At 71.0% G+C, this 19,283-nt stretch carries 18 protein-coding genes; 4 read left to right on the forward strand and 14 right to left on the reverse strand.

Translation table 11 applies throughout. From position 1 onward, the window contains the following. The first annotated feature begins 81 nt into the window (after nucleotides 1–81). Both ACFVYF_RS13245 and mltG read left to right on the forward strand, forming a co-directional pair. Complete coding sequence (locus tag ACFVYF_RS13245) at nucleotides 82–1,887, forward strand: ABC transporter ATP-binding protein (RefSeq protein ID WP_389455171.1); 1,806 nt, start codon at nucleotides 82–84, stop codon at nucleotides 1,885–1,887. Nucleotides 1,888–1,930: 43 nt separating this feature from the next. Next, a complete protein-coding gene (gene mltG, locus ACFVYF_RS13250) occupies nucleotides 1,931–2,767 on the forward strand; it encodes an endolytic transglycosylase MltG (RefSeq protein WP_389455173.1) in 837 nt (278 codons plus the stop codon). A 136-nt stretch (nucleotides 2,768–2,903) separates the two neighbouring features. Here the strand turns inward: mltG and ACFVYF_RS13255 are convergent, their stop codons facing one another. From ACFVYF_RS13255 to ACFVYF_RS13280, 6 genes are all read right to left on the reverse strand, one after another. Then, nucleotides 2,904–3,992 carry an NAD(P)-binding domain-containing protein gene (locus ACFVYF_RS13255; RefSeq protein WP_389455175.1) on the reverse strand — a complete coding sequence of 363 codons (1,089 nt, stop codon included), beginning with the start codon at nucleotides 3,990–3,992 and terminating at the stop codon, nucleotides 2,904–2,906. Between the two features lie 47 nt (nucleotides 3,993–4,039). Next, on the reverse strand, nucleotides 4,040–5,194 hold the full coding sequence (locus ACFVYF_RS13260) for an LLM class flavin-dependent oxidoreductase (protein ID WP_389455177.1): 1,155 nt from the start codon (nucleotides 5,192–5,194) through the stop codon (nucleotides 4,040–4,042). 2 nt (nucleotides 5,195–5,196) lie between these two features. Next, on the reverse strand, nucleotides 5,197–6,225 hold the full coding sequence (locus ACFVYF_RS13265) for an ABC transporter substrate-binding protein (RefSeq protein ID WP_389455181.1): 1,029 nt from the start codon (nucleotides 6,223–6,225) through the stop codon (nucleotides 5,197–5,199). An 82-nt stretch (nucleotides 6,226–6,307) separates the two neighbouring features. Beyond that, nucleotides 6,308–7,069: an ABC transporter ATP-binding protein gene (locus tag ACFVYF_RS13270; protein WP_389455183.1), complete on the reverse strand. Its 762-nt coding sequence runs from the start codon at nucleotides 7,067–7,069 to the stop codon at nucleotides 6,308–6,310. After that, nucleotides 7,042–7,932 carry an ABC transporter permease gene (locus ACFVYF_RS13275; RefSeq protein ID WP_389455185.1) on the reverse strand — a complete coding sequence of 297 codons (891 nt, stop codon included), beginning with the start codon at nucleotides 7,930–7,932 and terminating at the stop codon, nucleotides 7,042–7,044. Before ACFVYF_RS13275 ends, ACFVYF_RS13270 begins: the two co-directional genes overlap by 28 nt. 141 nt (nucleotides 7,933–8,073) lie before the next feature. Beyond that, nucleotides 8,074–8,157: a putative leader peptide gene (locus tag ACFVYF_RS13280; RefSeq protein ID WP_351276907.1), complete on the reverse strand. Its 84-nt coding sequence runs from the start codon at nucleotides 8,155–8,157 to the stop codon at nucleotides 8,074–8,076. A gap of 122 nt (nucleotides 8,158–8,279) precedes the next feature. Between ACFVYF_RS13280 and ACFVYF_RS13285 the strand changes: the two genes are divergently transcribed. Then, nucleotides 8,280–8,702 (forward strand): secondary thiamine-phosphate synthase enzyme YjbQ, encoded by a 423-nt coding sequence (locus ACFVYF_RS13285; protein WP_389455187.1) that lies wholly within the window; start codon nucleotides 8,280–8,282, stop codon nucleotides 8,700–8,702. Between the two features lie 43 nt (nucleotides 8,703–8,745). Here the strand turns inward: ACFVYF_RS13285 and ACFVYF_RS13290 are convergent, their stop codons facing one another. The 6 genes from ACFVYF_RS13290 to ACFVYF_RS13315 are packed head-to-tail and all read right to left on the reverse strand — an operon-like array spanning nucleotide 8,746 to nucleotide 15,757. Next, on the reverse strand, nucleotides 8,746–10,113 hold the full coding sequence (locus ACFVYF_RS13290; RefSeq protein WP_389455189.1) for a dihydrolipoamide acetyltransferase family protein: 1,368 nt from the start codon (nucleotides 10,111–10,113) through the stop codon (nucleotides 8,746–8,748). Between the two features lie 25 nt (nucleotides 10,114–10,138). Further along, nucleotides 10,139–11,617, reverse strand: a complete 1,479-nt coding sequence (locus ACFVYF_RS13295) for an NAD-dependent succinate-semialdehyde dehydrogenase (RefSeq protein WP_389455191.1) — start codon at nucleotides 11,615–11,617, stop codon at nucleotides 10,139–10,141. Beyond that, nucleotides 11,614–12,591, reverse strand: a complete 978-nt coding sequence (locus ACFVYF_RS13300) for an alpha-ketoacid dehydrogenase subunit beta (RefSeq protein WP_389455193.1) — start codon at nucleotides 12,589–12,591, stop codon at nucleotides 11,614–11,616. Before ACFVYF_RS13300 ends, ACFVYF_RS13295 begins: the two co-directional genes overlap by 4 nt. Further along, nucleotides 12,579–13,556: a thiamine pyrophosphate-dependent dehydrogenase E1 component subunit alpha gene (locus ACFVYF_RS13305; RefSeq protein WP_389455195.1), complete on the reverse strand. Its 978-nt coding sequence runs from the start codon at nucleotides 13,554–13,556 to the stop codon at nucleotides 12,579–12,581. Before ACFVYF_RS13305 ends, ACFVYF_RS13300 begins: the two co-directional genes overlap by 13 nt. A 12-nt stretch (nucleotides 13,557–13,568) precedes the next feature. After that, nucleotides 13,569–14,813: a M24 family metallopeptidase gene (locus tag ACFVYF_RS13310; protein ID WP_389455197.1), complete on the reverse strand. Its 1,245-nt coding sequence runs from the start codon at nucleotides 14,811–14,813 to the stop codon at nucleotides 13,569–13,571. Continuing rightward, entirely contained in the window at nucleotides 14,810–15,757 is a 948-nt protein-coding gene (locus ACFVYF_RS13315) for an NAD(P)-dependent oxidoreductase (protein WP_389455199.1), read from the reverse strand. The genes ACFVYF_RS13310 and ACFVYF_RS13315 overlap by 4 nt, the downstream gene beginning before the upstream one ends. 231 nt (nucleotides 15,758–15,988) lie before the next feature. Here ACFVYF_RS13315 and ACFVYF_RS13320 point away from each other — a divergent pair, with 231 nt between their 5' ends. Next, nucleotides 15,989–17,044 carry a LacI family DNA-binding transcriptional regulator gene (locus ACFVYF_RS13320; RefSeq protein ID WP_389455201.1) on the forward strand — a complete coding sequence of 352 codons (1,056 nt, stop codon included), beginning with the start codon at nucleotides 15,989–15,991 and terminating at the stop codon, nucleotides 17,042–17,044. Here ACFVYF_RS13320 and ACFVYF_RS13325 read toward each other — a convergent pair. Both ACFVYF_RS13325 and ACFVYF_RS13330 read right to left on the reverse strand, forming a co-directional pair. Next, entirely contained in the window at nucleotides 17,022–18,020 is a 999-nt protein-coding gene (locus ACFVYF_RS13325) for a LacI family DNA-binding transcriptional regulator (protein ID WP_389455203.1), read from the reverse strand. The genes ACFVYF_RS13320 and ACFVYF_RS13325 overlap by 23 nt on opposite strands. Before the next feature lie 134 nt (nucleotides 18,021–18,154). Beyond that, on the reverse strand, nucleotides 18,155–19,282 hold the full coding sequence (locus ACFVYF_RS13330; protein WP_389455205.1) for an alkene reductase: 1,128 nt from the start codon (nucleotides 19,280–19,282) through the stop codon (nucleotides 18,155–18,157). Nucleotide 19,283 lies beyond the last annotated feature (1 nt).

The following is a 19,283-nucleotide window of genomic DNA, read 5'->3' on the forward strand; positions in this document are numbered from 1 at the left end:
GCCGGCTCCCGGCCGCCGCCACCGCGAGGCCTGGCCGCCGCCCTTGTCACGTCCCAGCCGTCTCACCTCCCGTAGGAGCCCATGCGTCCCGATCGACCCACCTGGACCCCCTCACCCGCTGATGCCGATGCGGACCAGCCGCGGCAGGTCCGCCGCATCCTGAAGCTCTTCCGGCCCTATCGCGGCCGGCTCGCGGTCGTCGGCCTGCTGGTCGGCGCCGCGTCCCTCGTCTCCGTCGCCACGCCCTTCCTGCTGAAGGAGATCCTGGACGTCGCGATCCCGCAGGGCCGCACCGGCCTGCTGAGCCTGCTCGCGCTCGGCATGATCCTCAGCGCGGTCGTCACCAGCATCTTCGGCGTGCTGCAGACCCTGATCTCGACGACCGTCGGCCAGCGCGTGATGCACGACCTGCGCACCGCCGTCTACGGCCGGCTGCAGCGCATGTCCCTCGCCTTCTTCACCCGGACCCGCACCGGCGAGGTCCAGTCCCGCATCGCCAACGACATCGGCGGCATGCAGGCGACCGTGACTTCCACCGCGACCTCGCTGGTCTCGAACCTCACGAGCGTCGTCGCCACGATCGTCGCCATGGTCGCCCTCGACTGGCGGCTCACCGCCGTCTCACTGCTCCTGCTCCCGGTCTTCGTCTGGATCAGCCGCCGAGTCGGCCGCGAACGCAAGAAGATCGCGACGCAGCGCCAGAAGCAGATGGCCGTCATGGCCGCCACCGTCACCGAGTCGCTCTCCGTCAGCGGCATCCTGCTCGGCCGCACGATGGGCCGCGCCGACTCGCTCACCAAGTCCTTCGCGGACGAGTCCGAGGGTCTGGTCGACCTCGAGGTCAGGTCGAACATGGCCGGGCGCTGGCGCATGGCCGTCATCAGCATCGTCATGTCCGCCATGCCCGCCGTCATCTACTGGACCGCGGGCATCGCCTTCCAGCTCGGCGGCCCGACGGTCTCCATCGGCACGCTGGTCGCCTTCGTCTCGCTCCAGCAGGGCCTGTTCCGGCCGACGGTCAGCCTGCTGTCCACCGGCGTCCAGATCCAGACCTCGCTGGCCCTCTTCCAGCGCATCTTCGAGTACCTCGACCTGCCCATCGACATCACGGAGCCGGCGAGCCCGGTCCATCTGGAGCAGGTCAAGGGCGAGATCCGGTTCGAGGACGTCGAGTTCCGCTACGACGACAAGGGCGGCCCGATCCTCGACGGCATCGACATCACCGTCCCCGCGGGCGGCAGCCTCGCCGTCGTCGGCCCGACCGGCTCCGGCAAGTCCACGCTCAGCTATCTGGTGCCGCGGCTGTACGACGTCACGGGCGGGCGCGTCACGCTCGACGGGGTCGACGTACGCGACCTGGACTTCGACACGCTGGCGCGCGCGGTGGGCGTCGTCTCCCAGGAGACGTACCTCTTCCACGCCTCCGTCGCCGAGAACCTGCGGTTCGCCAAGCCGGACGCCACCGACGAGGAACTGCACGCGGCGGCCCGCGCGGCCCAGATCCACGACCACATCGCCTCGCTGCCCGACGGGTACGACACCGTCGTGGGCGAGCGCGGGCACCGGTTCTCCGGTGGCGAGAAGCAGCGCCTCGCCATCGCCCGCACGATCCTGCGCGACCCGCCCGTGCTCATTCTCGACGAGGCGACCAGCGCTCTGGACACCCGTACGGAACGGGCAGTCCAGGAGGCCATCGACGCGCTGTCGGCCAACCGGACGACGCTCACCATCGCCCACCGGCTGTCCACCATTCGGGGGGCCGACCAGATCGTGGTCCTGGACTCCGGCAGTGCGGCCGAGCGGGGCACACACGAGGAGCTGTTGGAGCAGGACGGCCGTTACGCCGCCCTCGTGCGCCGAGACGCCCAACTGGAGCCGACAAGATGAAGATATGTCGGCTTTGTAGGCATTAGCGGGTTACCGTGCCCGCATGCAGATGAACACTCCGCCACGGAGCACGATTCGACTGACGCGCCGGGGCCGGGCCGCCCTCATCGCGACCGGAGCCGTCGTCGCCGCCACCGCCGTGGCGGTGCCGCTGCTGATCATGGAGGACGGGGACGCGCGCCCGAAGTCCCTGGTGATCCCCGAGGGCTGGCGAGCGGGCCAGGTCTACGAAGCGGTGGACAAGGCCCTGCGCGTGCCCGCCGGTACCACCAAGAAGTCCCTGAGCAAGGCCAATCTGAAGCTGCCCGGGGACGCGGAGGGCAACCCGGAGGGCTACCTCTTCCCCGCGACGTATCCGCTGGACGCCAAGACCTCCCCGGAGTCGTTGCTGTCGTTCATGGTCACCACCGCGAACAAGAAGTTCAACGGAGGCCAGGTCACCGCCGGGGCGCAGCGCAACGCGATGAACGTCTACCAGGCGGTCACGATCGCGAGCATCGTCCAGGCCGAGGCGGCCACGAAGGCGGACATGGGGAAGGTGGCCCGGGTCGTCTTCAACCGGCTGGAACGCGGTATGCCGCTGCAGATGGACTCCACCATCAACTACGCGCTGAACCGCAGCACGCTGGACACCAGCGCCAAGGACACCAGGCTCGACAACCCCTACAACTCCTACCAGCGCATGGGCCTGCCGCCCACACCGATCGCCAACCCCGGTGAAGAGGCCATGCGCGCGGCGATCAACCCGACCCCGGGCGACTGGCTGTACTTCGTCACCGTCAAGCCGGGCGACACCCGCTTCACGGCCAGTTACGAGGAGCATCAGAAGAACGTCGCCGAGTTCAACCGGAACCGGAAGAGCGCGTCGCCTTCGCACTGAGCCGGACCAAGCCAGACCAGGCCTGGCTAGACCGAGCGAGGCCAGGCCAGGCCAGGCCAGGCGTTCCAGGCCGCGGGCCGGCGCGCCGTACGTCCCATGGGCGTCGGCGCGCCCCAGCCCCACCCGCCGAGGGGCGTCACGCGGCGACCGGTGCCCCCGCCAGCAGCCGCCTGATGTCCCGCACCGCCGCGCGCCCGGCCCGGTTGGCGCCGATGGTGCTGGCCGAAGGCCCGTAGCCGACGAGATGGATCCGCGGGTCGGCGACCGAGCGGGTCCCCTCGACGCGGATGCCGCCGCCCGGCTCGCGCAGCCGCAGCGGCGCCAGATGGTCGATCGCCGCACGGAAGCCGGTCGCCCACAGGATGACGTCGGCGTCCACGTGACGCCCGTCGTCCCAGGCGACGCCGTCCGGAGTGATCCGGTCGAACATCGGCAGCCGGTCCAGCACGCCGTCCTCCTGTGCCCGGCGGATCGCGTCGGTCAACGGCAGCCCGGTCACCGAGACGACGCTCTGCGGCGGCAGGCCCCGGCGTACCCGTTCCTCGACGAGCGCCACGGCGGCCCGTCCGAACTCCTCGTTGAAGGGCCCCTCCCGGAACACGGGCGGCCTGCGCGTCACCCAGGTGGCCGCGGCGGCGTACGGCGCGATCTCCATCAGGTGCTGGGTGCCGGAGGCGCCACCGCCCACGACGACCACCCGCGAGCCGGCGAACTTCTCAGGGCCGGGGTACTGCGCCGTGTGCAGCTGCCGCCCCCGGAACGTCTCCTGGCCCGGACAGCGCGGCCAGAACGGCCGGTCCCACGTGCCCGTGGCATTGATCAGCGCCCGCGTCGACCACGTCCCCTCGGAGGTCTCGACGAGCAGCCGGCCGCCCTCGCCCGCGCGGACCGCGCGCACGTCCACCGGCCGCCGTACCCGCAGATCGAAGGTCCGCTCGTACGCGGTGAAGTACTCCGCGACGACCTCGGCGGACGGCCGTGCCGGGTCGGCGTCCGTCAGCTCCATGCCCGGCAGGGAGTGCATCCCGTGGACCTTGCCGTACGTCAGCGACGGCCAGCGGAACTGCCAGGCACCGCCCGGGCGCGGCGCGTGATCCAGCACCACGAAGTCCCGCTCCGGCTCGAAACCGGTGCGCCGCAGGTGAAAGGCGCTGGACAGGCCGGCCTGCCCAGCGCCTGTGACGACCACATCGACCTCGCGCGTCCCTGCCCCGGTGTTGTTCACGCTTCTGCTAACCGGACCGGGGTCCGGGATCTTCCCGGAGCGGTTCCTCAGCGGCCGCTCGCGACGAGCAGCGGCGCGCCACCTCCCGCCGGGGCGCCGGGCAGCAGCCCGCGAGCGGCCAGATCCGGGATGACACCCTCCCCGAACCAGTACGCCTCCTCCAGGTGCGGATAGCCGGAGAGCACGAAGTGCTCGATGCCCAGCGCGTGGTACTCCTCGATCCGGTCGGCGACCTCGGCGTGACTGCCCACCAGGGCGGTACCGGCGCCACCCCGCACCAGCCCCACGCCCGCCCACAGGTTCGGCGAGATCTCCAGCTCGTCGCGGGAACCGCCGTGCAGCGCCAGCATGCGCTGCTGGCCCACCGACTCGCTGCGCCCGAGCGCGGCCTGGGCGGCCGCGATCGTGTCCGCGTCCAGGTCGCCGAGCAGCCGGTCCGCCGTCGACCAGGCCTCGGCCGACGAGTCCCGGGAGATGGTGTGCAGCCGGATCCCGAAACGGACCGTGCGCCCCTCGCGCTCGGCCAGCGAGCGGATCCAGTCGATCTTCTCCTTGACCTGGGTGGGCGGTTCGCCCCAGGTCAGATACACATCGGCGTGCCGCGCGGCCACGGGACCGGCGGCCGCCGACGAGCCGCCGAAGAAGATCTCCGGCAGCGGGTCCGGCGGCAGCGCGGTCAGCCCGCCCTCGACCTGATAGTGGGTCCCGTCGAAGTCGTAGGGCTGCCCGCTCCACACCCCGCGCACGACGGAGAGGAACTCGTCCGTACGGCTGTAGCGCCGGTCGTGGTCGAGATGGTCGCCGAAGCGGCGCTGTTCCGTGGAGTCGCCGCCGGTGACGACGTTCAGGAGCAGCCGCCCCCGCGTGATCCGCTGATACGTGGCCGCCATCTGGGCCGCGAGCGTCGGTGAGATGACCCCCGGCCGGAACGCCACCAGGAACTTCAGCCGCTCGGTGTGCTGGGCCAGTGCCACCGTCGTCAGCCAGGCGTCCTCGCACCAGGTGCCGGTCGGGGTGAGCACCGCCTCGAAGCCCAACTGCTCGGCGGCCTTGGCGATCTGGGCCAGATACTCGATGTCGGGCGGCCGGATCCCGCTGACCGGGCGCTTGGCCCCGGCCGTGTTGGAGGCGTAGGCGTGCCGGTCCACGAGAGTGCGACCGTCGCCGCCGGTCGGCAGGAACCAGTGCAGGCGCACCGTCATGGTCAGGACTCCTTGTAGACGCGGGGCGCGGTGGTGGACGCCGGCAGGTCACCGTTGAAGCGGCTGTCCACGAAGCCGGCGAAGTCGACCTTGCGCGGAATCAGCTTCAGACCCGTGAAGGTGTCCGCGATCTCCTGCTCGGAGGCGATCAGCGGCTTGTCGACGGCCACCGGGACGCGGGAGGCGTTGGTGCGCTTCACCGAGGCCAGCGCCACCTCGTACGGCAGTCCGGTGTCCTTCGCCCACACCTTCGCCCAGGCGTCGGGGTGGTCGTAGACCCAGTCCTGGGCGCGCCGCAGCCGCTCCAGATAGTCCTTGATGGCCGCGGTCTTCTTCTTGTCCTTCAGCGCGTCGGGCGCCGCCACCTGGAAGCTGAGTCCGTTGACCACGCCGTCGCCGTCCGCCAGGATCCGGCCCTTCTTGGCCTCCAGGACCTGCGAGGTGTACGGGTCCCAGACCGCCCACGCGTCCACCTTGCCGCCGGTGAACGCGGCCAGCGCGTCGGCCGGCTGCAGATACTTCACCTTGACGTCGCTCAGCTTCAGTCCGGCCTCCTTGAGCGAGGCGATGAGCTGGTAGTGCGCGGACGAACCCTGCGCCACGGCGATCGACTTGCCCTTGAGCTCCTCGGGTTTCTTCAGCGACGAGTTCTCGGGCACGAGGATGGCCTCGCCCTTGGAGGTGCCGTGCCAGGCGGCCACCACGCTGATCTTCGAGTTCGCGCCGGCCGCGAAGACCGGCGGGGTGTTGCCGACGCCGCCGATGTCCACGGCCTTGGCGTTGACGGCCTCGAGCAGCGGTGGGCCGGAGGTGAACGTGGACCAATTGATCTTGTAGTCGAGGTCCTTGAGTTCCCCGGCGGCCCGCAGCACCGCCTCGGAACCGCCCTTCTGGTCCCCGACGTTGAGCGTGAGAGAACCCTTGCCGTCGGTCCCGCCGCCCGTCGAGGTGTCGGCCGCCGAGTTCCCGCCGCAGGCGGCGAGCAGCAGGGCCAGGGGGAGCAGAGCGGCGGGGGCGAGACGTCGTCGCATGGTGAGTCCGTTCGGTTGGTTCAACTGAGGGTGAAGACAACTCGCTTGCACAGAAGGCGAGTTGTGGTGTACTGCGGTGGGGTCAGGCGGCTTCGGCGGCCGTGTCCACGCCCAGCCGCTCCAGCAGCCCGGCGCGCAGCTCGGCGAACCGGGGGTCGGTGATGTCGCGCGGGCGGTCCAGATCGATCCGGGTCTCGTACGCGATGACGCCGTCGTCCATCACCAGGACACGGTCGGCGAGCAGCACCGCTTCCTCGACGTCGTGCGTGACCAGTAGCACGGCGCAGCCGCGGCGCTGCCACAGCCGGCCCACGAGCCGCTGTGCCTTGATGCGCGTGAGGGCGTCGAGCGCGCCGAACGGCTCGTCGAGCAGCAGCAGATCGGGTTCGCGGACCAAAGCCCGTGCCAGTGAGGCGCGTTGGGCCTCGCCGCCGGAGAGCGTCTTGGGCCAGGCGTCCGAGCGGTGGGTGAGACCGACCTCGGCCAGAGCCTGTTCGGCGACGGCGCGCTGCGGCTTGCCGGGCAGGCCGAGCAGCACATTGCGCCACACCTTCTTCCACGGCATCAGCCGTGGTGCCTGGAACGCGACGGCCTTGCGCCGGGGCACGAGAACGGTGCCCGCGATGTCCCGGTCGAGCCCGGCCAGGACGCGCAGCAGGGTGGACTTGCCGCAGCCGCTGCGGCCGAGCAGGGCCACGAACTCGCCCGGTGCGACGTCCAGTTGGAGGTTGTCGATGACGGCACGGCCGTCGAAGGAACGGGTCAGACCTGCCACGCGCACCGCCGAACCGGCTGCCGGCGTGGCCTTCTCGGTACTCACCGGCCGGTGAACGTCGGTCGCCATTGCAGCAACAGCCTTTCGAGGGAGCGGACGATGAAGTCGGCGAGCAGGCCGAGGAAGGCGTAGACGGTCAGGCAGACCACGATCACGTCGGTCCGCAGGAAGTCACGCGCCTGGACCATCAGGAAGCCGATACCGGCGTCCGCGTTGATCTGCTCCGCGAAGACGAGCGCCAGCCAGGCGATGCCCAGCGAGTAGCGCAGGCCGGTCATGGCGCCGGGCAGCGCGCCCGGCAGGACGACATGGCGCACCAGGCCCCAGCGGGACAGACCGAGGGACTCTCCGGCCTCGATCAGCTGGGAGTCGACACCGCGGATACCGGCGTAGACGTTGAGGTAGAGCGGGAAGGACACACCGAGCGTGATGATCGCGATCTTGGGTGCCTCGCCGATGCCGAACCAGATGATGAACAGCGGGATCAGGCCGACGAACGGCACGGTCCGCAGCATCTGGACGCTGGCGTCGACGAGGTCCTCGCCGACGCGGAACAGCCCGGAGACCAGGGCGAGTCCGGTGCCCACGACCGTGCCGAACAGCAGGCCGACCGCCACGCGCTGGAGCGAGACGCCCATCGCGTGCGGCAGTGACCCGTCGCTGATGAGATCGCCGCCGACCCGCGCGATGGTGCCGGGCGAGGCGAGCACGTCGGCGGTCAACACGCCTGTGCTGCTGAGGAGTTGCCACAGGGCGAGCAGCAGGAGCGGGCCGGAGGTGCGGCGCACCCAGCGGGGCACGCGGGTGCGCCGGGTGGAGGCGGGGACGATGGGTTCGAGCGACGGCGACACCGGCTCGGACGCGGCGCTGTTCTTGGATATATCCGAAATATCGGAATCGGGTGAGCCCGGCGGGGCATGGCTGATGCTCATGAGTGCTCCACGAGGAGGGAGAGCGACCGGAGAGAAGTACGCCTCGGCGCCGCCGCGTCAGGGGATCAGCCGGTGATCAGCGTGAGTCCGGACGTGCGGGCAGGGCAGCGCGCAGGCGCGAGGAAGAGCGGAAGAAGGGCGTCAGCAGCCGCGGCGACACGCGGCGGAGGCCACCCGCAGCAGGTCGATGTGACCGCGCGTGGTGAGCATGGCTGAACGCAACATGCGGCAGAAAGTAGCCAGATGGTCCGCGTACGGTCAATGGCGTCTCGCGGAGTGGACCCCTCGTATCAGCCGTCGGGCGGCCGATCAGGTGTGGAACCAGGCGTATGGGTGAGGATTGGGGCATGCCCGATGCCTTCACCACCCGCGTCCTGAACGTCGCCTCCGGCTCGACGGAGACCGTCGTCGATCTCACTCGCGACTGCGAGGCCTTCCTCAGAGAGGTGGCCGGCGGCCGCGACGGGCTCCTGAACGTCTTCGTCCCGCACGCGACCGCGGGTGTCGCGATCATCGAGACCGGCGCCGGCAGCGACGACGACCTCCTCGCCGCCCTGCACACCCTGCTCCCGGCCGACGACCGCTGGCAGCACCGCCACGGCAGCCCCGGCCACGGGCGGGACCACGTCCTGCCGGCCATCGTCCCGCCCCACGCCACCCTGCCCGTCGTCGGCGGACGGCTGGAGCTGGGGACATGGCAGTCGGTGTGCCTCGTCGACACCAACAAGGACAACCCCGACCGGCAGGTCCGGCTGAGCTTCCTCGGCTGACCGCAGCGCTCCGGCGCCGGGCAGTCGCCCGGCGCCGGACCCGTCAGAGTTCGGTCGTCCAGTCCCGGGTCTCGATGCTCTCCTTGAGGTGCGCCAGGAACCGGCCGGCGTACCCACCGTCCACCGCCCGGTGGTCGAAGGTCAGGGCCAGGTTGCCGACCGGGTGCACGACCACGGCGTAGGACCCGTCCGAGGCGGGGACGGCCACCGGTCGCGGCCGTACGGCGTCGGTGGCCAGGATCGCCACCTGCGGCTGGTTGATGATCGGTGCCGTGAGAAGCGTGCCGTAGGGGCCCGGATTGCTGATCGTGAAGGTGCCGCCCGCGAAGTCGTCCGGACCCAGCCGGTGCGCCCGGGCCCGGCCGGCGAGGCCCGAGATCTCCCGGGCGACGGCCCCCAGCCGCTTGTCCCGGGCGTCCTTGACGACGGGGACGAGCAGTCCCTCGGCGTCCAGGTCCACCGCGATGCCGAGGCCGATGCGGCGGTGCACCAACAGGGCGTCGTCGCCCACACTGGCGTTCAGGTGGGGGTACGCGACCAGCGCGTCCACCACCGCCCTGGCGACGAACGGCAGATAGGTCAGCCCGAAGCCCTCCGTCTCCCGCCACGACGCCGCAGCCGCCCGGCGCGCCCGGTCCACGGCGTGGAAGTCGGCCTCGATGGCCATCAAGGTGTGCGGCGACGTCGCCTTGGAGCGCACCATGTGCTCGGCTGTACGTCGGCGGATCGTGGTGAAGGGAACGGTCAGGGTCTCGCTCCGCGGTGGCGGCCCGGCGCTCTCCACGGGAGCCGGGCTCTGGGGCCGGGGTCCGGCGGCAGCGGCAGCCCCGGCGGGCGGCCGGTCCGGTGTGGTGGCGGCCGCCGCGGCGAGGACATCGGTGCGCGTGATCCGGCCGTGCGGGCCGGTCCCAGTCACCTGGTCGGCCGACAACTCGTGCTCGGCGAGCAGACGGCGGACCAGCGGGGTCAGCGTCCCGTGCCGGGGGGTGTCGCGGGGCGCGGCGACCGCCCCTCCGCCAGATCCCGCGGCCGCCACCTTCCCGGAGCCGTTCGTGCCGCTCACGGACGCGTCACTGGAGGCGTTGGTGCTACGCACTGAAGCGTCACCGGAGCCGTTCGTGCCGCTCACCGACGCGTCACCGGAGCCGTCCGAGCCGCTCGCCGGCACCTCGCCGGAATCGTCCGCGGTGATCACCGCCAGCCGCGCCCCCACGGGCACGGTCTCCTGCTCCTCGACGAGGATCTCGCCGAGCGTTCCGGTGACGAGGGCCGGGATCTCGGTGTCCACCTTGTCGGTGGACACCTCGAAGAGCGGTTCCCCCTCGGTCACGCGGTCGCCGGTCTCGCGCAGCCAGCGGGTCACGGTCGCCTCGGCCACCGTCTCGCCGAGCTGGGGCATGGTCACATCCATCGCGGTGTGCTCCTTCCGGCCGCGGTCACCACGACAGGGCGACGTACTTGGACTCGGTGAACTCGAGAAGTCCCTCATGACCGCCTTCGCGGCCGATACCGCTCTGCTTCGTGCCGCCGAACGGAGCGGCCGGATCGGAGACCACCCCGCGGTTCAACCCGACCATGCCGCAGTCCAGTTGCTCGGCCACCCGCAGACCGCGCGCCAGATCCGTGGTGCAGACGTACGACACCAGCCCGTACTCGGTGGCATTGGCCAGGCGGACCGCCTCGTCCTCGGTGGTGAAGCTGACGACCGGGGCGACGGGACCGAAGATCTCCTCGTGCAGGACCGGGGCGTCCGGGGGCACGTCGGCCAGGACGGTCGGCGGGTAGTAGTAGCCGGGCCGGTCGAGCGGCTCACCGCCCGTCACGAGCGACGCACCGGCGCGTACGGTGTCCGCGACCAGCTGGGCGACCTTGTCGCGGCTCTGCGCGTTGACGAGCGGACCGAGCTGAACGCCCGCCTCCAGACCGGGCCCGACGGTCAGGGCCTCCATGGCCGCCGCCAGCCGGCGCGTGAACTCGGCGGCCACCGGCGCCTGGACGTAGAAGCGGTTGGCTGCCGTGCAGGCCTCGCCGCCGTTGCGCATCTTGGCGATCATCGCCTCGGCCACGGCCCGGTCCAGGTCGGCGTCGGCGAAGACCAGGAACGGAGCGTTCCCGCCGAGCTCCATCGAGCAGTTGACCACCGATCCGGACGCGGCCGCGAGCAGCGTGCGGCCGACCTCCGTGGAGCCGGTGAAGGACAGCTTGCGTACGCGGGGGTCATCCAGCATGGCCGAGACGACGGCCCCGGAGCGGCGGGACGGCAGTACGTTCACCACGCCGTCCGGCAGCCCGGCCTCCTCGAAGAGACCGGCGATCGCCAGGGCCGTCAGCGGTGTGTCGCTCGCGGGCTTGAGCACCACCGTGCAGCCGGCCGCGAGCGCCGGGCCGATCTTCCGGGTGGCCATGGCGGCGGGGAAGTTCCATGGCGTGACCAGTACGGACACGCCGACCGGCTGGCGCAGCACCAGGATCTTGTTGCTGCCGGACGGCGCCGTCTGCACGCTGCCGATACCGCGTACGGCCTCCTCCGCGTACCAGCGGAAGAACTCTGCGGCGTACGCGACCTCGGCCCGGGCGTCGGTCAGGGTCTTGCCGTTCTCCAGCACGATCAGCTCGGCGATCTCCTCCGCCCGCGCCGTCATCAACTGGAAGACCCGGCTGAGGAGTTCGGCCCGCGCGCGGGGCGCGGTGGCGGACCAGGCGGGGAGCGCGGCCGCGGCCGCGTCGACGGCGAGGAGCGCGTCCTCGGGAGTCGCGTCGGCGGTGTCGGCGATCTTCTCGCCGGTCGCGGGGTCCACGACCTCGATGCGGGAGCCGTCGCCCGACGGCCGCCACCGGCCCCCGATGAACAGGTCGGTGCGCACGGTCTCGGTCTTCAGCCGCGCGGGGCTCTGCGTCAGTTGGGGTGAGGTCACTGGTTCATCGCCTTCTGGACGGTCTCGGTGATGCGGTCGACCGAGGGGATCGCCAGGTCCTCCAGCGCATCGGCGGCGGGCAGGGGGATGTGCGGGGTGGTGATGCGCAGGGGAGGCGCGTCCAGGTCGAAGAAGTGCTCCTCGACCACGATGGACACCAGCTCGGCTCCCCAGCCGCACAGCCTGGGGTTCTCCTCGACGGTGAACAGCCGTCCGGTCGCCGAGATCTCGCGCAGGATCGTCCGGGTGTCGAGGGGCACCAGGGAGCGGACGTCGACCACCGTGCAGTCGATACCGGCGTCCGCGAGCCGCTCGGCCGCCTCCAGGCTGCGCGGCACCATCGTGCCGAGCGCGACCAGGGTGGCGTCCCCGCCCCGCCGCAGCACCTTGGCGGTGCCGAGCGAGTCGACGATCTCCCCGTCCGGCACCTCGCCGCGCACCGGGTAGAGCGCCTTCTGCTCCAGGAAGATGACCGGGTCGGGGTCGCGGACCGCGGCGGCCAGCAGGCCGACGACGTCCACGGCGCAGGACGGCACCACGACCTTCAGTCCCGGCACGGCCATGGCCCAGTTCTCGACGGTCTGCGAATGCTGCGCGCCGAACCGCAGCCCGCCGCCGTTCCCGGCGCGGATCACGAGTGGGAAGGAGACCTGGCCGTTGGTCATGTACCGGCTCTTGGCTATCTCGTTGACGACCATGTCCCAGCAGACCGCGAAGAAGTCGCTGAACATGATCTCGGCGATCGGCCGCAGACCGGTCATCGCGGCGCCCATGGCCGCACCCAGGATGGCCTGTTCACTGATCGGGGTGTCCCGCACGCGCACCGGCCCGAACTCCTCCAGGAGTCCGACCGTGCTCTTGAAGACGCCGCCGGCCTCGGCCACGTCCTCACCCAGGAACAGGACGTTGCGGTCCCGCCGCATCTCCTGTGCGATGCCCCGCGCCACGGCCTCGCGGTAGGTCAGTTGCGCCACGACGATCCTCCGTCCGCCCATACGTCCTTGAACAGCAGCTCGGGGCCCGGCACTTCGCCGGCCTTCGCCTCCTCCGCGGCCTTGTCCACCGCCGCCTGCGCCTCCGCCTCGATCGCGTCCAGTACGGCGCTGTCGACGCCGGCGGAGATCAGCCGCTCCCGGTACATCGGCACCGGGTCCCTGGCCAGCCAGGCATCGACCTCCTCCTGCGGCCGGTACTTCGCCGGATCCGCCCGGGAGTGGCCGCCATGCCGGTACGTCAGCGCCTCGATCAGCGTCGGTCCGCCGCCGCTCCGCGCCTTCTCCAGCGCCGCCACGGCCGCCTCGTGCACGACGTCGGCGTCGTTGCCGTCGATCAGGACCGGTTCGAGTCCGTAGGCGCCGGCGCGATCCGCTGCCGGCTGCTTCACCGCGGTGATGCTGGTGGTGCGGGTGTACTCCATCCACAGGTTGTTCTCGCAGACGAACACCACGGGGAGCTGCCAGATCACGGCGAAGTTGAGCGCCTCGTGGAAGGCCCCGATGTTGGTCGTGCCGTCGCCGAAGAACACCACGGCGACCTGCCCGGTCTCCTGGTACTGGGCGCTCCAGGCGGCCCCGCAGGCTATCGGCAGATGGGCGCCGATGATCGCGTACGAGCCCATCACGCCGTGCTCGACGCTGGTGAGGTGCATCGAGCCGCCCTTGCCGGCCATCAGTCCGTTGCTGCGGCCGAGCAGTTCGGCGAGGACCGGGCCCATGGGGACCCCGCGGGCCAGGGTGTGGGCATGGCCCCGGTAGGTGGCGAAGGTGTAGTCGTCCGCGCGCATCGCGACGCCGAACGCCGCCGCGATGGCCTCCTGGCCGAGGGAGAGATGGCTGGTCCCCTTGACCAGACTCTGCAGGAACAGGTCGTAGGCGCGTTGCTCGAAGTACCGCAGCTCGACCTGCATCCGGTACAGGGCGAGGCCGGTGGTCGCTTCCATTGCTTCTCCTCCTCAGTACGGGTTCGCGACGAAGAGCTCCTGCGCCGGGAACCTCGTGAGCACCTGGGGCCCGTCGGCGGTGACCACGACCTCTTCCTCGATGCGCGCGGCGGAGAAGCCGTCCGAGGCCGGGCAGTACGTCTCCAGCGCGAAGACCATGCCTTCCTGGATCTCGACGGGGTTCTCCAGGCTGTTGAGCCGGCTGATGATCGGCCGTTCGTGCAGGCCCAGACCCAGGCCGTGCCCGAACTGCAGCCCGAAGGCGGCCATTTCACTGGGGAAGCCGAACTCCGTCGCGGCCGGCCACACCCTTGCGACCTGGTCCGTGCCGACCCCCGGCTTGACCACGGCGATCGCAGCGTCCATCCACGCGCGCGCCTGTGTGTAGGCATCGCGCTGGGAGGACGTCGAGCTGCCGACGCCGAAGGTGCGGTAGTAGCACGTCCGATAGCCGTTGTACGACTGGATGATGTCGAAGAAGGCCTGGTCCCCGGGGCGGATGATGCGGTCCGAGAAGTTGTGCGGATGCGGGTTGCAGCGCTCGCCCGACACCGCGTTGATGGCCTCGACCTGGTCCGAACCCATCTCGTACAGCCGCTTGTTGGCGAGCGCGACGATCTCGTTCTCCCGGACGCCGGGCTTGAGTGCCTCGACGATGTCCTGGTAGACGCCGTCGACCATGGCGGCGGCCATCGACAGGAGCGCGATCTCGTCCTGGGACTTGATCTGGCGGGCGTCGAGCATCAACTGCTGTGCGTCCACGACCTGGAGACCCTGGCGCTGCATCTCGAAGAGGAACGGCGGCTCGACGATGTCCACACCGACCGGCAGCCCGGCGACGCCCGCGTCCTCCAGCATGCCCTTGATCTCACGGACCGCCGAGCGCATCAGACCGGCCTCGGGGGCGATGGCCCCGCGCAGTCCGAGCATGCCGGCGCGCGAGTTCTCGGGGCGCAGCCAGGGCGCGTACAGCTGGTGGTGGCGGGCCGCGGAACCGAAGTCCCACAGGACGGGCTCGCCACCGTCGCGGGTCAGCAGGGCGTAGCGGCTCATCTTGTCGCCGAGCGCTCCGCCGATCCACGTCTGCGTCGTATAGCGGATGTTGTAGAAGTCGAAGAGCAGGAAGGCCCCGCACTCGCTGGAGTCCAGCGCCGCGCGGGCACGGCGCAACCGGTCGGCGCGCAGACGGTCGTAGTCCACGCGCTGTTCGTAGTCGACCGCGCTGTGGCCGTACGCCGGTATCGGGCGCGTACTCACGAGGTGACCGTCAGGCCGTCGTCCACGTCCTCGTTCTCGGATTCGAGGACCATTCCGGACCGCCTGGCCTGCTCCAGGATGAGGGTGGCGAAGTCCTCGTCGGTGTGGCCCGCGCCGATCGCGCCGGCCACGAGCTGCGCGGTGGCCGAGGCCAGCGGCATCGGCACCTCGAGAGCGCGGGCCTCGGCCAGGCCCAGATCGAAGTCCTTGCGCAGCAGGGGCATGGTGAACGTCGGCTTGAAGTCCAGATTGACCAGCGCGGGGGACTTGTACCGGGTGAAGACCGAGCCCATCACCGAGTCGTTGAGGAAGGCCAGGAACGCGGCCCGGCTGACGCCGCCCTTCTCCGCGAGCAGCGTGATCTCGGCGAGGGACTGGGTGACGACGCCGAGGAAGACGTTGTGCGCGATCTTGACCAGCCGGGCCACCTCGTCGTCCCCGACGTAGGTCACCCCGCGGCCCAGGGTGCTGAGCAGCGGCTCGACCCCGTCGAAGACATCGCGCGGGCCCGAAGCCGCGATGGTCAGCTGTCCGGCCGCGATCACCTTCGGATTCCCGCTGACCGGGGCGGCGAGCAGTGCCGTGCCGCGCTTGGCGGCCTCGGCGCGCACCTGGGCGGAGACCTGGGCGGACACGGTGGAGCTGTCCACCAGCACGCCGGGCGCCGCGTCCGGGTCGGTCAGCACACCACCGTCTCCGGTGGTCACGGATTCGAGGTCCGCCGACGCCGACACCATCACGAACACCACATCGCGGTCCGCCAGGTCCTGCGGCCGGTCGACGACCGTCGCCCCGCGCGCGGCCAGCGGCTCGGCCTTGGCGCGGGTGCGGTTCTGCACGGCGACGTCGTAGCCCGCGTCCAGGAGACGCGCGGCCAGCTGGAAGCCCATGCGGCCGGTGCCGATCCAGCCGATGCGGGGCGGGTCCTTGGCGACGTACGTCATCTCTCGTTCCTTACTTCCGGAGGAGACGGCTCGGTGACGGAAGGCGTCCGTGCATTCGATTGCGGGGGCGGCTACTCCGTAGGTGCGCCGAGCCGGGATCCTTGTTGTGCAATCGATTGCCACAATGCTCGCTCCGCCGAGGTGTGGCTGTCAAGGGCTGCCCTGTAAGGGCGAGGCAGGCGTTGCGGCGATCGATTGCGGTCGACGGGCGGGGATCCCTACACTTCCGGGGTGAACAAGCGCCCGACCATGTCCGATGTGGCCCACCTCGCTGGTGTGCACATGGCAACCGCGTCCCGAGCCCTGAACCCCGCCACGAGTGGCCGGGTCAACGCGGCGACGGCCCAGCGGGTCAGGGCGGCGGCTGAGCAGCTGGGGTTCACCCCCAACAGCGCCGCCCGGAGCCTGCGGACCAACCGCTCGTTCACGGTCGGCGTCCTGCTGCCCGACCTCACCAACCCGCTGTTCCCGCCGATGGTGCGCGGAATAGAGGAGGCCCTGACCCGCCGGGGCTACACCGCGCTGCTGGCCAACACCGACAACGACCGGACCAAGGAGCGCACCCAGTTCGAGGCGCTGCGCGGACGCCAGGTCGACGGCTTCATCGTCGCCACCGCGCAGCGAGAACATCCCCTCCTCGACGAGGCCCACAAGGCGGGCGTGCCGATCGTGCTGCTCAGCCGCGGCACGGACCGGACGATGTTCCCGCTGGTCGCCGGGGACGACGCCGCCGGCGTGACGCTCGCGGTCGAGCACCTGCTGGCCCAGGGACACCGGGCCCTGGCGCATCTGGCGGGACCGCAGCGGCTGTCCACGGGGGAGATCCGCGCCCGCGCGTTCCGCCACGCCACCGAGGCCGCCGGGGTCGCCCCCGCGCAGGCACCGGTCGTCGTGAGCGAGGCGTACACGGTGCCGGCGGGCGAGTGGGCGGCCCGCGAGCTCCTCGACCAGTACCCCGGCACCACCGCGATCGTCGCCGGCAACGACCTGATCGCGCTCGGCGCACTGCACGTTCTGCGCGAGCGGGGGCTCCGCTGCCCCCAGGACGTCTCGCTCGTCGGATTCAACGACATGCTGTTCGCCGACGAGTTCCAGCCGCCGCTGACCACCGTGCACGTACCGCATCCGGAGCTGGGCGCGGAGGCAGCCCGGCTGCTGCTCGAACAGCTGGACCGGCCCAGCGGCTCCGCGGACCCGGCACCGGTGGCCAAGAGGGTCCTGCTGCCGGTGGATCTGGTGGTACGGGAGTCGACCGCGGCTCCGGTCAGCGGGTCCGCGCGCGGCTAGTGGTCGCGCGGGCCGAGAGGGTGACCTCCAGGCTGACCGGGACCGCTTCCCCTTCCGTCTCGCTGTTCCGTGCGAGGAGCAACTGGTCGACGGCCACACTGCCCAGCCTGCTCAGGGGCACGGCGAGGGTGGTGACGGCGGGCGTGGTGTAACTGGCCAGCTGGGTTCCGCCCCAGCCCACCACACTGACCTGCTCCGGAACCTGGACGCCGAACTCGAGCAGCCGGGCGGTCAGGCCCAGCGCCATCACGTCGTTGAAGCACACGACGGCCGACGGCAGCGGCGCGCGCACCAGCTGCTCGGCGGCCAGGGTGCCGGACTCGAACGTCGGACGGTGCGGGGCGGTGACCTCTATCTGCAAGCCCGTCTCCTCGCCGGCCGTGACCAGCGCGTTCTGCCGGTCCTTGGCCGCCCATGAGTTCGTCGGCCCCGCGAGGTAGAGAGCGCCGGTGTGGCCGAGGTTGCTCAGGTACTGGGTGAGCAGCCGCATGCCCTGCAGGGCGTCGACGAGGACGCACGGATAGCCCTCGACACGGCGGTTCACGAAGACAGTGGGGCGCAGACCGCCGGCGGAGCCGATCTGCTCGTCCCGCAGGAGCGACGAGAAGAGGAGCAGCCCGTCCACGTCCTTGGACAGGGCGTGGATCAGCTTCTCCTCGTCGTCCGCGTCGTCGTCGCTGTCACCCAGCAGGGCCGCCAGATTGTGCCGTCTCGCCTGATGCTGGGCGGCCTTGACCATCTCGGGGAAGAGCGGGTTGGCGAGGTTGGGCACGACGAGGCCGATGTTCCCGGTCCTGCCGGTGGTCAGCGCCGTGGCCGCCTTGCTGGGGGCGTAACGCAACTGCTCGGCCGCGGCGTACACCTTCAGCCGGGTCTCCTCGCGGAAGAGCTCGGGGGAGGTGAAGACCCGGGAGACGGTGGAGACGGACACTCCGGCAACCCGCGCCACATCCCGAATGGTGGACCGGTCAGCCATTGTCTCCCACACCTCTGACGTGCGATTGCGGTGGACGGATTCTATGTGTTGCCTGTGCGGACCCTGAGAACCAGGGACCCTGAGAGCCAGGGGCCCCCAGACCCCGAGACCCAGAGACCCGGGCCCCCGGGACCCTAGTCCGTCGGGCGGCCCCGGGCGGCACCTTCCGAGGCGGTGGGCGCCGGCCGCGAGTCGTCGTCCAGGAACGGATAGTCGGTGTACCCGCGGTCGTCGCCGCCGTAATACGTCGACGGATCGGCGGTGTTGAACGGTCCGCCCTGTTCCAGCCGGCGCGGCAGGTCGGGGTTGGCCAGGAACAGCGCGCCGAAGGAGAGCATGTCGGCGGTGCCGTCCTCGACGAGTTCCAGCTCCCCGGGCCCCGTCGTCCGGGGAGCGGTGAACGGGTTGAGGACGAACACCCCCGACCACAGCCGGCGCAGCTCCCTGGTCAGTCCGCGGTCGGGCCCCTCCGCGAGGGCGAGATAGGCGAGCCCGAATCTGTCGAGAGCGGTGACCAGGGGGCCGTACGTGCCGGAGCAGTCGTCCTCCACCATGTCGTTGTACGGGTTGCCGGGGGAGAGCTGGACCCCCACCCGGTCGGCCCCGATGGCGCCGGCCACGGCCTTGGTCACCTCGATCGCGAAGCGGATGCGGTTCGCGGCGGAGCCGCCCCAGCCGTCGGTGCGGCTGTTCGCGTGAGGGGAGAGGAACTGGTGGATCAGGAAGCCGTTGGCGCCGTGCAGTTCGACGCCGTCGAACCCGGCCGACATGGCGTTGCGGGCCGCGGCGGCGAAGTCCGCGATCGTCGCGGTGATCTCCTCCTCGCCGAGCTCGCGGGGCTGCACGCAGGGCTTGGGACCCTGGGGCGTGAACACCTGCGCGTTCGCGGCGATCGCCGACGGGGCGACGGGTGACAGGCCGTCCGGCAGCAGGCTCGGATGGCCGATCCGGCCCGCGTGCATGAGCTGCGCGAAGAGAGTGCCGCCGGCCGCGTGCACCGCTTCGGTGACGGGACGCCAGGCGCGTACCTGCTCGAGGGAGTAGAGGCCGGGCGTCGCGGGATAGCCGCGCGCCACCGCCGACGGCTGGATCCCCTCGGAGACGATCAGACCGGCCGAGGCGCGCTGCCGGTAGTACTCGGCGGTCGACGGGCCAGGGCAGGCCTCGGGTCCGTAGGCCCGGCTTCGGCTCATCGGGGCCATCACGATGCGGTTGGGCAGGCGTCGGCCGCCGAGGTCGACGGGATCGAAGGCGGTGGGCATC

The organism is Streptomyces sp. NPDC058274 (assembly GCF_042881375.1).
In the GTDB taxonomy this organism is placed as follows: Bacteria; Actinomycetota; Actinomycetes; order Streptomycetales; family Streptomycetaceae; genus Streptomyces.